This is a genomic window from Rhizobium binae (genome assembly GCF_017357225.1).
GTDB lineage: Bacteria > Pseudomonadota > Alphaproteobacteria > Rhizobiales > Rhizobiaceae > Rhizobium > Rhizobium binae.
Genome location: NZ_CP071604.1, coordinates 3,680,600 through 3,695,447, shown reverse-complemented (window position 1 = coordinate 3,695,447; position 14,848 = coordinate 3,680,600). Strand labels below are relative to the sequence as shown.

Annotated in this window: 9 protein-coding genes; 2 read left to right on the top strand and 7 right to left on the bottom strand. The window is 59.3% G+C overall.

What is annotated here, in order from left to right; genetic code table 11:
* Positions 1-14: 14 nt before the first annotated feature.
* Positions 15-2,624: a magnesium-translocating P-type ATPase gene (gene mgtA / locus J2J99_RS18040; RefSeq protein ID WP_168296161.1), complete on the bottom strand. Its 2,610-nt coding sequence runs from the start codon at positions 2,622-2,624 to the stop codon at positions 15-17.
* 74 nt (positions 2,625-2,698) lie between these two features.
* Positions 2,699-3,472 carry a CBS domain-containing protein gene (locus J2J99_RS18035; protein ID WP_168296162.1) on the bottom strand — a complete coding sequence of 258 codons (774 nt, stop codon included), beginning with the start codon at positions 3,470-3,472 and terminating at the stop codon, positions 2,699-2,701.
* Positions 3,473-3,702: 230 nt separating this feature from the next.
* On the opposite strand from J2J99_RS18035, the gene J2J99_RS18030 reads away from it, so the two are divergent.
* A complete protein-coding gene (locus tag J2J99_RS18030) occupies positions 3,703-5,094 on the top strand; it encodes a DUF2254 domain-containing protein (protein ID WP_246638673.1) in 1,392 nt (463 codons plus the stop codon).
* Here the strand turns inward: J2J99_RS18030 and J2J99_RS18025 are convergent.
* From J2J99_RS18025 to J2J99_RS18010, 4 genes are all read right to left on the bottom strand, one after another.
* Positions 5,081-5,956, bottom strand: coding sequence for a bile acid:sodium symporter family protein (locus J2J99_RS18025; protein WP_168296163.1), 876 nt, complete (start codon positions 5,954-5,956; stop codon positions 5,081-5,083). The genes J2J99_RS18030 and J2J99_RS18025 overlap by 14 nt on opposite strands.
* A 191-nt stretch (positions 5,957-6,147) precedes the next feature.
* Positions 6,148-7,260: an ABC transporter permease gene (locus J2J99_RS18020; RefSeq protein ID WP_168296164.1), complete on the bottom strand. Its 1,113-nt coding sequence runs from the start codon at positions 7,258-7,260 to the stop codon at positions 6,148-6,150.
* A 3-nt stretch (positions 7,261-7,263) separates the two neighbouring features.
* Positions 7,264-10,014: a ribosome-associated ATPase/putative transporter RbbA gene (rbbA, locus tag J2J99_RS18015; protein ID WP_207600932.1), complete on the bottom strand. Its 2,751-nt coding sequence runs from the start codon at positions 10,012-10,014 to the stop codon at positions 7,264-7,266.
* 13 nt (positions 10,015-10,027) lie between these two features.
* Complete coding sequence (locus tag J2J99_RS18010; protein ID WP_168296165.1) at positions 10,028-11,137, bottom strand: HlyD family secretion protein; 1,110 nt, start codon at positions 11,135-11,137, stop codon at positions 10,028-10,030.
* Positions 11,138-11,296: 159 nt separating this feature from the next.
* Here J2J99_RS18010 and J2J99_RS18005 point away from each other — a divergent pair, with 159 nt between their 5' ends.
* The gene (locus tag J2J99_RS18005; protein ID WP_168296166.1) at positions 11,297-12,127 is read left to right on the top strand and encodes a universal stress protein; all 831 of its coding nucleotides are present in this window, start codon (positions 11,297-11,299) and stop codon (positions 12,125-12,127) included.
* 20 nt (positions 12,128-12,147) lie between these two features.
* Here J2J99_RS18005 and J2J99_RS18000 read toward each other — a convergent pair whose 3' ends face one another.
* Positions 12,148-14,832 (bottom strand): cation-translocating P-type ATPase, encoded by a 2,685-nt coding sequence (locus J2J99_RS18000; protein ID WP_168296167.1) that lies wholly within the window; start codon positions 14,830-14,832, stop codon positions 12,148-12,150.
* Between the last annotated feature and the right edge of the window lie 16 nt (positions 14,833-14,848).

The following is a 14,848-nucleotide window of genomic DNA, read 5'->3' as shown; positions in this document are numbered from 1 at the left end:
GATGCCTGAGGGTATCACCCGGTTCGCGATCCAGCACCTTGCCGCAGCGCCTTTCGCGTGCGCCGGTCAGGATGAAGCCGTCCTCGATCCTCGCGCTCGAAGAACCAGTGCTTTGTTCGCTCGGAGGCCAGCAGATACATCACGCTGATCGCCAGAAGCGCCAGCAGCGTGGGGACCGGCAAAGGAACAAAGCCGAACCAGCGCCCGATCGGTAGGAAGGGCAGCGCAAAGGTCATCGATACGATGAGAGCAGATAACGCGGCGAGGAGGCGCGAAGGACGGCTCTGCCAGAAGCGTTTCCGCGTGCGGATGATGAAAACGATCAGCAATTCCGTGAGCAGCGATTCCACGAACCACGCCGTCTGGAAACGCTGCTCGCCAGCACCGGCCAGGAAGATCAGAAAAGCAAAAGTCAGAAGGTCGAACAGCGAGCTGACCAGGCCGAACGTGATCATGAAACGCCCGACCGAGCCGATCTCCCAGTGACGTGGCCTGCGCCTGTCTTCCTCATCGACATTGTCCGTGGCGATTGCGAACGAAGGAATATCGGAAAGGAAGTTGTTGAGAAGAACCTGCTGGGCGAGAAGCGGCAGGAAGGGAAGCGCGATCGAGGCGAGCGCCATGCTGATCATGTTGCCGAAATTGGCGCTGGTGGTGATGGAAATATACTTCATCGTGTTGGCAAAGGTGGTGCGTCCGTCGTCAACGCCTTGGACCAGAACGCTGAGGTCGCGTTTCAGAAGGACGACGTCAGCGGCTTCCCGTGCCACGTCCACGGCGCTGTCGACGGAAATTCCAATATCGGCCTCGTGCAGGGCAGGGGCGTCATTGATCCCGTCTCCGAGGTAACCGACGACGTGACCGCGCGATCTGAGCGCCCTTACAATACGTTCTTTCTGGTTGGGATCGATCTCGGCAAAGAGATCGGTGTGTGCAGCCTTTGCCGCGAGCGCTTGCGAAGAGATGTGTGTGAGGTCCGCTCCAGTGAGGACGTGGCTTGATGGCAGACCAATCGCTGAAGCAAGGTGGGCGACAACATAGCGGTTGTCTCCAGAGATTATCTTTACGGTGATCCCGCGTTTCGCCAGATCGGCAAGGCATTGCTCGATCCCCTGTTTCGGGGGATCGAGGAAAAGCAGGAAACCTTCGAAGCAGAGGCCAGCTTCGTCGCTCCGGCCGTTGGGTACGAGCGAGATTAGTCGTCGTGTTGCGAGACCGAGCACCCGAAAGCCCTCTGTGCTCCAACTTCGGAATTTCTCCTCGATGGCGCCGCGTCTCTCTGCGTCGAGAGATATTTCCTTTCCGGCGTCGCGAACCGAGCCGCAGATATCAAGCACCTTGTCGATCGCTCCCTTGCAGATCAGCACGGTCTCTCCTTCCGGCGAGGCGACGATCACGGAGAGACGCTTTCTGGTGAAATCGTAGGGAAACTCGTCGCGCTTGACGAAGGACTGCTCGCGCGGGCTTGTCGCCGCTGCGGCCGCAATCGCTTCGTCCAGTGGGTTGGGCAAGCCGCTCTGGAGGGTGGCATTGAGGCGGGCAAGCATGAGAACGTCGTTCGATGGCTGCCCCGTCGGATCCAACCAGGCGTCGAGGTGAATGACGCCCTCCGTTAGCGTTCCGGTCTTGTCGGTGCAGAGAACGTCCATGCTCCCAAGATTCTCGATGGCTTCGAGTCGACGGACGATGACACCGTTGGCGGCCATCGCCCGAGCACCGCGGGCAAGAGTCACGCTAATAATCGCGGGCAGGAGTTCCGGCGTGAGGCCGACGGCGAGCGCCAGGGAGAAGAGAATGGAATCGATCAGCGGCCGTCCAAGCAGCGCATTTGCAAAGAAGACCAGAATGACCATGACGAACATGATTTCGGTCATCAACAGCCCGAAGCGCCGGATCCCCTGGGAAAACTCCGTTTCCGGAACCTGACGGTCAAGGCTCGCCGCAATCGCTGCGAATTCCGTTTGCATGCCGGTCTTGACGATCAGCACGCAGGCGGTGCCGCTACGCACCGAAGTGCCGGCGAAAACAACATTGTTGCGTCGGGAAAGCGGCGCGCCGGCTTCCGCAATGCCGGGCCTCTTGACGACGGGGAAGGTTTCGCCTGTCAGCACGGCCTCACTGACATTGAGGTCGCGTGCTTCCAGAATGACGCCGTCGGCAGGAATCAGACTGCCTGCGGAAAGATGCAGAACATCACCAGGCACAACCTCATCGGAGCGTATGACGATCTCGATGCCGTCGCGCACGGCCGTCGTTTTGTGCGATAGGCGCTGTTTGAGTTTTTCCGTCGCTTGTGAGGCCCCGTATTCCTGAAAGAAACCGAGCAGGCAACTTGCCAGCACGATGAGCGTAATGATGATCGCCTCATGCGCTTCACCCAACGACGCGGAAATCGCCGCCGCGACAACAAGGATCAGGACGAGCGGGCTGCGGAACTGTCGTGCGAGCACCGTGAGCGCCGAAAGACTCCTCTCCTTGTCGAGCGCGTTCGGACCGGTCTCCTTCAGCCGTCGCGCGGCATCCGACGCGGAAAGCCCGGCCTCACCGCTGTGCAACTCAGCCAAGACTGACGCGGCGGGCATCGACCAGTAGGCTGGCGTTCCGTGACCGGTGAGCGTGTCCATTCCGATTCCTTCTCCACGGATTTGCGAGAGGCTTCCTATGGTCCTCAGAGGAGGTGGAGATCGCCCTGACGGCGTCAAAGATAAAATCCAGGGGGCGGCACCGGCATATCGGGGGGTGCGACGACCTGAATTCGGTCATCCACCCGTTTCACGCCGGTCGTGTTTTCCGCCGCCACATGCAGCGCGGTCTTCTCCCGAAGGTCGAGTACCCGGCCTTCAAGGGTGACCACTCCATCAGCGACATGCAGAGTGACAGAGTCTCCCCATTTCTGCTTTGCGAGTTCTGCTTCGAGTGCATTTCGAATATCGCTGTCGGTCCGAGTGGAACAGAGGCTAGTCACCTCCCGCACAAGTGCCGCCATGATGTCGAAGCGGGTGACGATCCCGATGACTTTCTCGCCTTCGACGACGGGAAGGCGTTTGACATTTTTCTCGGCCATGATCTCGGCGGCGGTTTCGACGGATGCATTCGGCTCAATGGTCACCGCGGGAGAGGACATCACTTCGGCGACGTCATTCCCGAAACTTTTCGCATATTCTTCCGCAAGCAGACCGCGAGACGAGAAAAACGTGCGCCAAAGACCGTGATGAGTGTCGGTATGTTTTCCTCCGCGCCGCAGGAAATCGCTTTCGCTGATAATCCCGAGCAGGCGCCCCGCCTCATCGACGACCGGCAAGCCGCTGATGTGATCGTCCAGCATCGCGTTGGCGGCCTCCCAGATCTTCGCATTTGGGCCGATCGTTGTTGGATCGGAGCTCATGATCGATCGAACTTTCAGCATTTTTGTGCCTCCCGAACTGAAGACAGGATACGGCCGCTCGGCCGGCGTTTCGTTGATCGCCGTCAATGTAGAGCCGTCGCAACCCGTGCGAACGACGGCCCAGGTTTCCGCACCACCCGCCTAGTGCGCGCAGCACAGTTTCTGCCGTCATAAATAACAATGCTCTCCACGGCCAAGAATAGCGAGCCGCGGCGGCGCGGGCCTAATCTCGATATCGGTTATCACTCCGGCTGTTTCGATGACTTGGGCAATCAAGTTGCGGAGGTCGCAGCTATTTCGGTTCAATCGGAATCAGTTTGGTATTGATCGGGGTCAATGCGCTTTCCACCCCGTCAGGCAAACTTGAAAGCAAGTTTTGCCTGCTGAAAATCTTCACGAACGAGATGTTTCCGATGAGTTGGAACCGGTGGTACGGCCTGAGGAGTTACATCAGATCTTCCCTATGGGTCGTCCCGTTTATTGCCCTGCTCCTTTATTTGATCGCCATCAGACTGGTCTACGCCTTCGACAACTGGGGCCTGTGGGCTGATGTTTGGCCTTGGGGAGTGGCGGGCACGCAAAGGATGCTCGAAACAATCATCACCATGACGTTGACATTCGTCGTTTTCACGTTCGGCTCGCTGCTCGTGGCGATTCAAGTTGCTGGTGGCCAGTTGACCCCGCGGATTATTGCGACGACTCTGTTGCGCGACAACGCTATTCGATTCACCGTTGGTCTATTCATCTTCACGCTGCTTTTCGCAACCGGTGCTCTTTCGCGCCTTGGTGAAACTGTTCCTCAAGGCGTGTCAGGGGCCGCCGGATTGCTTGGGTTTTTCTCCATTGCAGCCTTCCTCTATCTGATAGATTACGCCGCGCGCCTGCTGCGACCAGTCAGTATCATCTTGAAGATAGGCGAAAGCGGACATGCGGTCATAGAGGAAGTCTATCCCGAGCCCGCCGAGAGCGGCTGTTCGAGTGCAGGAGCCAATCGCTTCGCGGGTACTCCCGATAAGATCGTTTGCCATCAAGCCAACCCGGCCGTGGTCGTCGCGGCCAACATGGAGGGGCTGCTTGCCCTAGCCGAGAAAACGGACTCGACCATCGAGCTCGTGCCGAGGGTGGGCGATTTCGTTGGAACAGGCGAGGCGCTTTTTCGTCTATATGGCCGGAACCTGCCGCCTGAGCGCACCTTGAAGGCGCTGGTCGCTCTCGGGCCGGAACGCACACTTGAACAGGACTCCACATTTGCGTTCAGGATCATCGTGGACATCGGCATCAAGGCGCTATCAAAGGCGATCAATGATCCGACGACGGCGGTTCTTGCAATCGACCAACTCCAACGTCTTCTATGCTTCGTCGGAGGACGACATCTTCTCGACGAGGAAATACGAGGCAAAAACGGCAAATTGCGACTCATTCGCAGAACGCCGAACTGGGAGGATTTCGTCCAGCTGACATTCAGCGAGATACGCTTGTACGGCGCTGAAAATTTTCAAGTGGCTCGGCGATTGCGAGCGATGATCGAATACGCTTCGCAGGTATTGCCGGATGACCGCCGACCGGCCCTCCTTATCGAATTGGATCTTCTCGACCGGATGCTGGAGAGGATTTACTTGTTTCCTGAGGATTTGATGCTGGCACGTACGCCGGACTCGCAAGGGCTCGGCGGCTCCGCCAGATCGGCCAGCCACGCTAACCAGCATTGATCTGCAAACCTGGCTTCGGCCTCAGTCGATCCAAAATTCTGGCTGTAGCAAACCCGATCATGAGAGTGATGAAGGCGGCCAGGATGCACATCGTGGTCGACTGGGGATCCGCATCTGGAACGGCGGACAGTGGGGCAAGTGCCGCCCCCACGTTTCTGGTGCAACTCCCCAGGGTGACGATGCACCGCCGATCATGAGGGAGCCGGTACGAAACTGCGTAGGAGAAAAGGGCGAGCCCTGAATAGAAAATACATTGCGCTGCTATCGCCAAGGTTCCAATCGTATCGAGGATGCGGTCCCAGTTCTGTGCAAATGCCACTGACAGGAGTATCAAGACGTTGAAAGAAACGAGCTTTCTTATGACCGGGTCGCTTCGATCTGCCCATTTCTTGGAAACACGACGGACAGCAATTCCGATGCCGAAGGGGGCGAGGACCAGAAGCAAAAGCGGCCGTGCAATTGATACCATCTCTGCATGCAGTTCTGGAGCGACGAAGGGAAGCGCGATCGGCATCACGATGATCGTGCCAAGGGCAGCGATCAGGATGAAGGCGGCCGAATATGCAGGATCTCCTTTCGCGATATCTGCCAGCAACGGCAAGAATGGCGCGCACGGCGCCAGGCCGAGCAATAGCAATCCGAGTGCATAGCCGCCCGGCAATTCGAACACTCTTGCGATGACAATGGCGAGAAGCGGCCCAAAGACGAAGGCTGACAGAATGCTGAGCAGGACGAATTTCCTGTCATGCAGCGCCGTCCAGGCGTCTTTGACGTCCAGCTTAAGCCCGACGTCCACCAGGCTGCCGAGCATGAACGAAATGAGGGCGATCTGTAAGGTATATCTCAATATTTCCGATATCATGCGCGCCTCCTTCGTCTGTTAACGGAACGATATTGGCCTTGTGAACTCGATCTTCATCAAAGGGCTTGAGATACAAGCGCGGTGGATATTCATACTTGAACCAATCAACGAAGAGCGCCTTGATCTCCGTCAAGCGTGATCGCGTTGCGTATTTGCCGTGTCGGCCCGTCGCGGATTCAACTGGCGGCACATCATCTCAACGATCTGCGGAAACCACCTAGCGAGAACGCGAACAGCACGGCGGCAATCCCTGCGAGCCAGAGGAACTGTTGCCACACCGAAGAAAAGCCGGCACCGCGGTAGAGGATGGCCTGCGCCATGGTGATGAAGTGCGTGTTCGGTGCGGCCAGCATGATCGTCTGTATCGCCTCGGGCATGCTTTCGCGCGGCGTTGTAGCGCCGGAGAGGATCTGCAACGGCATCAGCACCAGCATCAGCAGCAACCCGAATTGCGGCATGGAGCCTGCGATCGTTGCAAGCGCAATGCCCATCGCCGTCGCCGCCAGAAGATGGATTGCTGCTCCCGCCATGAAAAGTGCTAGCGAACCCTCTATAGGCACTCGAAGCAGGCCCTCGACCACAAAGACCAGAGAAAGAGCGGTGGCGACGAACACGACCAGTCCCATCGACCACACCTTGGCGAGCATGATTTCGATTGGTGTGACCGGCATGACCAGGAGATGCTCCACCGTACCGTGTTCTCGCTCGCGGATCAGCGCGGTGCCGGTCAGGATGATCGATAACATGGTGACGGTGTTGATGACGTTCATCACCGATCCGAACCAGGTCTGATTGAGTTCGGGATTGAACCGGGCGCGCAGCGCAAGATTGACCTGGGGTGTGGGGGCAATCGTCTGCTTGGCGGAAAATCCCGCAACTTCCTGCGCGAGGATGAATTGAACATAACCCGATCCGGAAAAGGCTTGGGTCATGCGGGTCGCGTCGACATTGAGCTGGATGACCGGTGTTTTGCCTGCGATGAGATCGCTTTGAAAATGCGGTGGAATGTCGATCGCGAAGGTGTCTGTGCCCGCATCCATCCGCGCGTCCATCTCGTCGGCGGTAATCGTAACCGGCGGTTTGAAATAGGGTTTCAGGAAAGCATCGGCGATGCGTAGCGAAAGCGGCGAACCATCCTCATCGACGATGGCGATCGGCGCGTTGCGAAGGGTCTGGGGTACTGCCCTGGCTTCAGCATAGACGGCTACGGTGAAGGAATAAACGATCAATCCCAGCAGGATCGGATCGCGCATCAGTCCCCGCAATTCCTTTATCCCGAGATGGAAGATTGTTGCGAGCCGCATGGATCACTTCGCCTGTTTTCTAAGGAGGAGGACACTGATGGCGACAAGCAGCGGGCCTGCGACAAGGAGTGGAAGCAGGGTCATGTCCAGATTGTCGAAACCGAGACCCTTCGAAAATGTGCCGCGCGAAATGATGATGAAATAGGTCGTCGGAAGGACACGACCGGCGAGTGCGCCAAGACCTCGCAGTGATGACACCGGATCGATCATGCCGGAAAACTGCACAGCCGGGATGATGGTCAGCAAGGTGGTGCCGAAGATTGCGGCGATCTGGCTGGATATGAAGGCAGAGATCAACAATCCGAAGGCGGTTGCAAAAATGACGTAGAGAATTGCCGCGATCACGAAGACGGAAAGGCTGCCGGTAAACGGCACGTTGAAGGCGAAGACCGCGAAGAGCCAGAGCAGCCCTGCGTTCACCATGCCGAGGGCCAGATAGGGCAACTGCTTGCCAAGCAGGAATTCAAGCCGCGTCACCGGTGTGACGTAGAGATTGACGATCGAGCCCAGCTCCTTTTCCCGGACAATCGAGAGGGCTGAAAGCATGGCTGGGATCAGAAGCAGAAGGAGCGGTATGACCGCAGGCACCATGGCCACCAGACTCTCGATACCGGGATTGTAGCGAAAGCGGGTCTCCACCAAAAACTGCCCGGGCGTGTTTCGCCCATAGATCTCGCGTGCCTTGCCTGCAAGCCAGCTGCGGTGCATGCCCTGCACGTAGCCGCGTGTCGTTTCCGCGTGCTGCGGCATTGCCCCATCGATCCAGGCGCCGATTTCGACATCGTGGCCACGGGCTAGCTGCTCGCCAAAACCTGCGGGTATTTCGATTGCAAGCTTCAGCGAACCGTCGCGCATGCGCCGGTCGAGGTCGGCATAGTCACTGATCGGCGATCGAGCGATGAAATAGCGGGAGCCTGCAATATCTGCGACATAATCGCGACTGGTGACCGTGTCGTCGCGATCGAGCACAGCGAAGGCCAAGTCCTTGACGTCCATGTTGATGCCGTATCCGAGGACGAACATCAAAACGACGCTGCCGATCAAGGCAAGCGTTGCGCGGATGGGGTCGCGACGCAGCTCCAGCGCTTCGCGACGGCTATAGCTCAAGATACCGCGCAGATCAAAAGCGCGTCGCCGCTTGGCCGTAGCCAGAGGCTTTTGCCGACCTGTCGCGTGAAATGCGCCTCGATCTGGTGGTGCCGGGTTGCCGATTGCGTCTTGAAGGTAGCTTGTGAAGGCTGCCTCGAGTGAGGCTGCGCTGCGGCTGGCACGCAACGCTTCGGGGGTATCAGTTACTAGAATACGGCCGGCATGCATGAGAGAGATGTGATCGCAGCGTTCCGCCTCGTTCATGAAGTGCGTGGAGATAAAGATCGTGATCTTGTCCTTGCGGGAGAGTTCGATCAGGGCTTCCCAGAGCTCATCGCGGGCGATCGGATCGACGCCAGATGTCGGTTCGTCGAGAATGAGCAACTCCGGCCCATGGATCAGGGCCACCGCCATCGACAACCGCTGCCGAACGCCGAGCGGCAAGATATCAGGTAAGCATGCCATGACGTCGTCGAGCCGGAAGCGGCGTCCCAATTCCACGATCCGTGTATCGATCTCCCCGGAGAGCATGCCGAAAAGCCGCGCGTGCAGCTCAAGATTCTGTCGGACGGTCAATTCCGTGTAAAGCGAAAAGGATTGGCTCATATAGCCGATGCGGCGGCGCAGATCGAGGTTGCGGGAATCGACCGGCTTGCCAAACAGCTTTGCCGCGCCCTTGCTTACCGGCAGAAGACCGGTCAGCATTTTCATCGTCGTTGATTTGCCGCAGCCGTTCGAGCCGATAAAACCGAATATCTCGCCGCGTCTAATCTTAAAGCTCACATCGTTGACGGCAGTGAAGTCGCCAAAGCACATCGTGAGGCCTTTGGCCTCGATGGCGAAATCTGGTTCATCACTTGAAGGGAGGGGCGGCAAGTCCACGGCATGGTGTGACCCCCGCCTGTCCGCCGGCATCAGCGCGATGAAAGCATCATCAAGCGTGTCGGCTTTCGTGTGACGCAAAAGGAGATCCGGCGATCCGGTAGCCACCACCCTTCCATCGTCCATAGCCGCCAGCCAATCGAAGCGTGCGGCTTCTTCCAGATAGGCGGTGGCGATCACGACGCTGATCTGCGGCCGGTCGGACCGGATCTCATCGATGAGGTTCCAGAATTGCTGCCGTGACAGTGGATCGACGCCGGTGGTCGGTTCGTCGAGGATCAGCAGATCAGGGTCGTGGATGAGAGCGCAGCAAAGGCCGAGCTTTTGTCTCATGCCGCCTGAAAGCTTCCCCGCCGGCCGATCTTCGAAGCCGGCGAGCCCCGTCCGCTTCAGGAGCGTGCGGATGCGATATTCCCGCTCTTCCCGGTCCTGGCCGAACAGGCGGCCGAAAAAATCGATATTCTCGAACACGGATAGTGTCGGGTAGAGGTTCCTGCCGAGGCCTTGTGGCATGTAGGCAATTGAAGGGCAGACATGTCGGCGGTGGCTGGTGCGATGCATGTCGCCGCCGAGCACCGTGATTTCACCCTCCTGAATCTGCCGTGCTCCGGCAATCAGGGAAAGGAGCGAGGATTTACCGACGCCGTCGGGACCGATGAGACCGGCCATCCGGCTGGCAGGAATGTCAAGCGTGACCATATCCACGGCCCTGCGCCCGCCATAGGAATGCGTCACGCCCCTGAGGCGTGCGACATATAGTGGTTCTGCCGTTTCGGAGGTCACGGGCGGCTCCAGGTCACGGCGTAAGAGGTGTCGAAAGCGGTGCCGGCCACTTCACGGCTGGATCGACCTTGACGTAGGCGCGGCCGGGCAGGCCGGTTTTAACCTGCGCCATATATTTCTGAAGAAGTTCCCTGGGCACACTCGCGCGCAGGCGGAACATCAGTTTCTCCCGCTCCTCCTCCGTCTCCACGGTCTTCGGCGTGAACTGCGCAACATCCGAAACAAAGGATATATGCGCGGGGATAACGTATTTCGGTGCAGCGTCGAGGACGATGCGAGCCTCGCTGCCGATTGCGGTACGGCCCGCATCTGCTGTGCCCAAAAAGAAGGTCATGTAGACATCGCCAATGTCCAGCAGGTTGAGGACGCGCCCGCCGGCCGCAACGACTTCGCCCGGATGCGCGACGAGGTACTGGACGCGTCCGCTTCTGGGTGCCTTGAGCACACAGTCGCCCAGATCTGCCTCGATTCGAGCGACTGTCGCCTCGGCCGCTTCGACAGCGGCTTCCGCATCTACCACCTGCGCCTGAGCGGTGCCGATCGCAGCATCGGTGGCGACAAGCTTCGCCTTGGCGGCTCCGAGGGCGGCGGCGGCGCCGTCGCCGCGGGCGCGATCGTCGTCCAGCGTCTGCTCGGAAACAGAACCGTTCTTCGAAAGCTGTTGACTGCGGTTGAGCCGCTTCAGCGCCGACTGAAGCTGGACATCGTTCTGGGAAACGATGGCCGCGGCAGCTTCCTTCTCTGCTTGCCGCTGCAGGACCAGCGTTTTTGCCGTGTCGATCGCAATCCGGGCTCGAGCGACCTGGGCTAAGGCCTCGCGCTTTTGAGCATTCAGCTGCTCGACGTCCATCGTCGCGACGATCTGGCCGGCCTCAACGAAATCGCCTTCGCTCACCAGCACATCCGACAGACGTCCGGCGGTGCGCGCGGCCACGTCAATCTCGACGGCCTCGATTCTGCCGTTTCCGCTCGCAATGCCGGCCATGGCGAGCGCGGCAAGCCGCGTTGCCTGATATTGCCAGACGACGTAACCAGCGGCGGCGAGGGCGATCACCGCAAGAGCGGCTTTCCAGTACCGGTTCAAAGGATGCTCCACACGCGTCGAACTTGACGCACCCTTCATCGTCCGTTTCGACGGGTTTCGCTTTGACGGCGATCAATGGATCGGCGCGATTAAGCTTCAGCGTCCGTTTAGCGGCGGTTGACAGAGATCATTGCAGCCTTCGTCCAGTTCCCTAGGCTCGGTCACTGGGTCAACGAACCAAATCGAGGGAGGCTCTCCATGTCTTTGAAAACTGTGCTGGCAATCGTCGGAGCCACGGACACCGCACCGGATATCAACTTTGCGATCGAATTTGCGACCGAGCATGACGCCCATCTTTCCATTCTGATCATCGCCGCCACGCTGCAGCCGGCAGCCGCCGATTATCCTGTCGCCTCTGATTGGGTCGAGCAGATGCAGGATGAGATAAACACCCTGCATCGCCTCCGGCAGCAGGCTGAAGATCTGTGCCAAATGAGCGACGTCTCCTTCGATGTCGACTTCCTCTATGAAGACATCTTCATCGCGCAGAGCAACATCGGTATGCGTGCGATGTATTCGGATATCGTCCTCGTCGGGCCAGGTTTGCGCGGGGACGCGCAGCTCCGGAGAGCCGTGGTGGCGGCAACCGCATTCGATTCAAGAACGCCGCTGCTCCTCGTGCCAAATACCGGTCTCTCAAGTTTAAAGCCGAAAAATGTGCTCGTCGCTTGGAATTCGCGTCCAGAGGCAGCCTTTGCCGCCAAGGCAGCTTTGGAGATGCTGATTGCAGCCGAGGTGGTGCATCTCGTCCTCGTCGATCCGGACAGCGCCTATTTCAGAAGTGGCGACGAGCCTGGTGCGGACATTGCGGCATTTCTGGCTCGCCACGGGGTCAAGGTCATCGTCGAACAGCTGGCGAGCGCCGGACGCCGGACTGAAGATGTTCTGCGACAACACGCCCGGGAGCTTGGCTGTGACATGATCGTCATGGGCGCCTATGGCCATTCTCGGCTTCGCGAACGGATATTCGGCGGCGTGACCGCCTCCATCCTTCAAGACTGCAATGTGCCAGTCTTCATGGCGCGATAAGCGCCTCTCGGGACTGGCGCTCACTCAGCTTCGATTGCGCGCAGGCTTTTGCTTGAAGAGCTGCGCCCGTGAAATTTGTCAATTTCGATGACAAGAAGCAGGGATGCGGCCGCAATAAGCGTCAGCGACCATTCTGCGAGCGAGATCGGCGCCAGACCGAGCACATCGCGGAACCATGGGAGATGCATGGCGCCGATATGGATGGCCTGTGCTGCGACGACACTGGCAAGGAGCAAAGGGTTGCTGAAGAAGGATCGTGAGAGCAATGAACGGTGTTCGGAACGGCAGCTCAGGGTTTGCACGTTCTCGAACATCACAAAGAGTAGAAGCAGCAGGTTTCGCGCCTCGGCAAGCTGGTAGCCCCATGACAGCAGCCAGTAGAAAGCGACGAATCCGCCGCCGCCGATGACGAAGGTCGATTGGATGATCCGGCGCACCATCAGCCGGTCGAAGATCGGCTCCTTCGGGCGTCGGGGCGGCCTGGCGAGCTCGTCGCCCTCCGGCCGTTCCCCGGCAAGCGTTACGTCCTGGATGCCATTCGTCACGAGATTCAGCCAGAGAAGCTGCACGGGAAGCAGAGGCATCGGGAGACCGAGGGGGATCGCCAGCAGGAAAAGCAGCATTTCCGCAGCCCCTGTCGCGGTCAGCATCAGGATGACTTTGCGGATGTTCGAATAGGCGGTTCGTCCCTCGCGAATGCCGCAAACGATCGACGCGAAATTGTCATCGGCTACGACGATATCGGCACTTTCCTTGGCAACTTCGGTACCTTTCACGCCCATGGCGACGCCAACATGGGCGTGCTTGAGCGCCGGAGCGTCGTTGACGCCATCCCCAGTCACTGCCACGAAATGGCCGTTGCGTGCCATCGAGAGCACGATCGAGAGCTTCTGGCTGGGTAAAACGCGGGCATAGATGCGGGCGCGTTTCGTCAGTTCATCCAGCCGTTCCGGACCTGCAGCCTCTGCCTCGCGCACAGCGTCGCCGGTGGTGATCTGGCTCGGGCCGAATTCCAGTCCAGCCTGAGCGGCGATGGCCGCCGCTGTCTTCGGGTCGTCGCCTGTCACCATTGCCACCTCAACCCCAGCGGCGTGGCACTCGCGGATCGCCTGCGAAACTTCCGGGCGGATCGGGTCCTGCATGCCTGCAAAGCCCAGGAAGACGAGATCGACGAGGTGATGATGACCGAAGATCTGGTCGGCGCCACTGCGGATTTCGCCCTCGGCGAAGGCGAGGACCCGAAGGCCGCGTGCGGCCATCTCTTCCTTTTGGGCAAGAAGCACCCCTCGGTCGATTTCGATCGCTCGGCCGCCGACGTCCATGCGATCGGTCATGCTGAGCAGCGTTTCGGCCGAGCCTTTCGCAAAGACGTGCACGTGTTCGCCCCCGCGATGAAAAGAGGCGGCATATTTGAGATCGGGCTCATAAGGGATACGGGCGACAAGAGGATAATCCTCGGTCATTTTGTCCTGCGTGAGGCCTGCCTTCCGCGCGGCGGTCAGCAGAGCAACGTCCACCGTGTCGCCGACGCCTTTCCAGCCGTTCTCATCTTGGACCAGTGAGCCCTCGTTGGGAAGCGAAGCGGCTCGCAGAAGCCGGCCGGCGCGCACGCGCGCTTCGGCCGGGCTCATGTTCGCCGCCTTGATCTCGCAGATGTCGAGATCAGTGACCGCGTCGAGCGCGAGGTGGGTGCCGTCAGGAAGACGGATGTCGGTGACGGTCAGCTCGTTGAGCGTCAGGGTGCCGGTCTTGTCGGTGGCGATCATTGTGCAGGAGCCGAGCGCTTCCACCGCCGGCATGCGTCGCACGATGACGTTGCGCTTGGCCATGCGACGCATGCTAATTGCGAGCGCGATCGAGATCGCAATAGGCAGGCCTTCGGGGATTGCGCTGACGGCAAGGCCGACCGACATGAGGAAGAGGTCGCTCCAGGCAAGTCCCCTTATGAAGCCGACTCCGACCAGAAACAGCGAGGTCAATCCAACCGCCCAGGCGATCGCATTGGAGAAACGCGCCAGCCGGATCATCAGTGGCGGCAGGGAGGCGGACGCCTTGCCGATTTCAGCGGCGATTTTGCCAATCTCGGTCGAAGATCCGGTTTCCATTACGACACCCGTGCCGCGCCCGCGGGTGACGAGTGCGCCGGCGAAGGCTATCGTCGCCTTGCTATCCACAGCCCGCGCGCCGGCGAACGGCGCCATCTTGCGTGCCGGCAGGGATTCTCCAGTCAGGAGGGATTCGTCACACAGGAGGTCGGTTGCCTCGACCAGGGCGATATCCGCGGGAACCCTTCCGCCGGCCTCCAGCAGTACGAGATCCCCCGGCACCAAAAGACGCGCTTCGATTTCCCGCACTTTGCCGTCACGGATGACAGCGGCACGCGGCTGTTCCAGCTTTCGAAGCGCCGACGCTGCGCGGCCCGCCGAATATTCCTGCAGGCTGCCGATCAAACCATTCAGCAGAAGGACAATGCCGATAAAGATTGTGTCTTTCGTATCGCTGACCACCAGCGAGACTGCGGCGGCCAGAAGCAGGATATAAATCAGAGGGCTGCGGAACTGTCGCAAGAAGACTGTAATGAAAGTCGTGGCCTCGGGCTCAGGCAAGAGGTTTTGACCATATTTCGCGAGCCGGCTTTCGGCCTCTTTACTATCGAGGCCGCTAGGATTTTCGGAGCCGGGAGACAGGGGAATGGGAATGGCCATGACACATCTCCTGCAC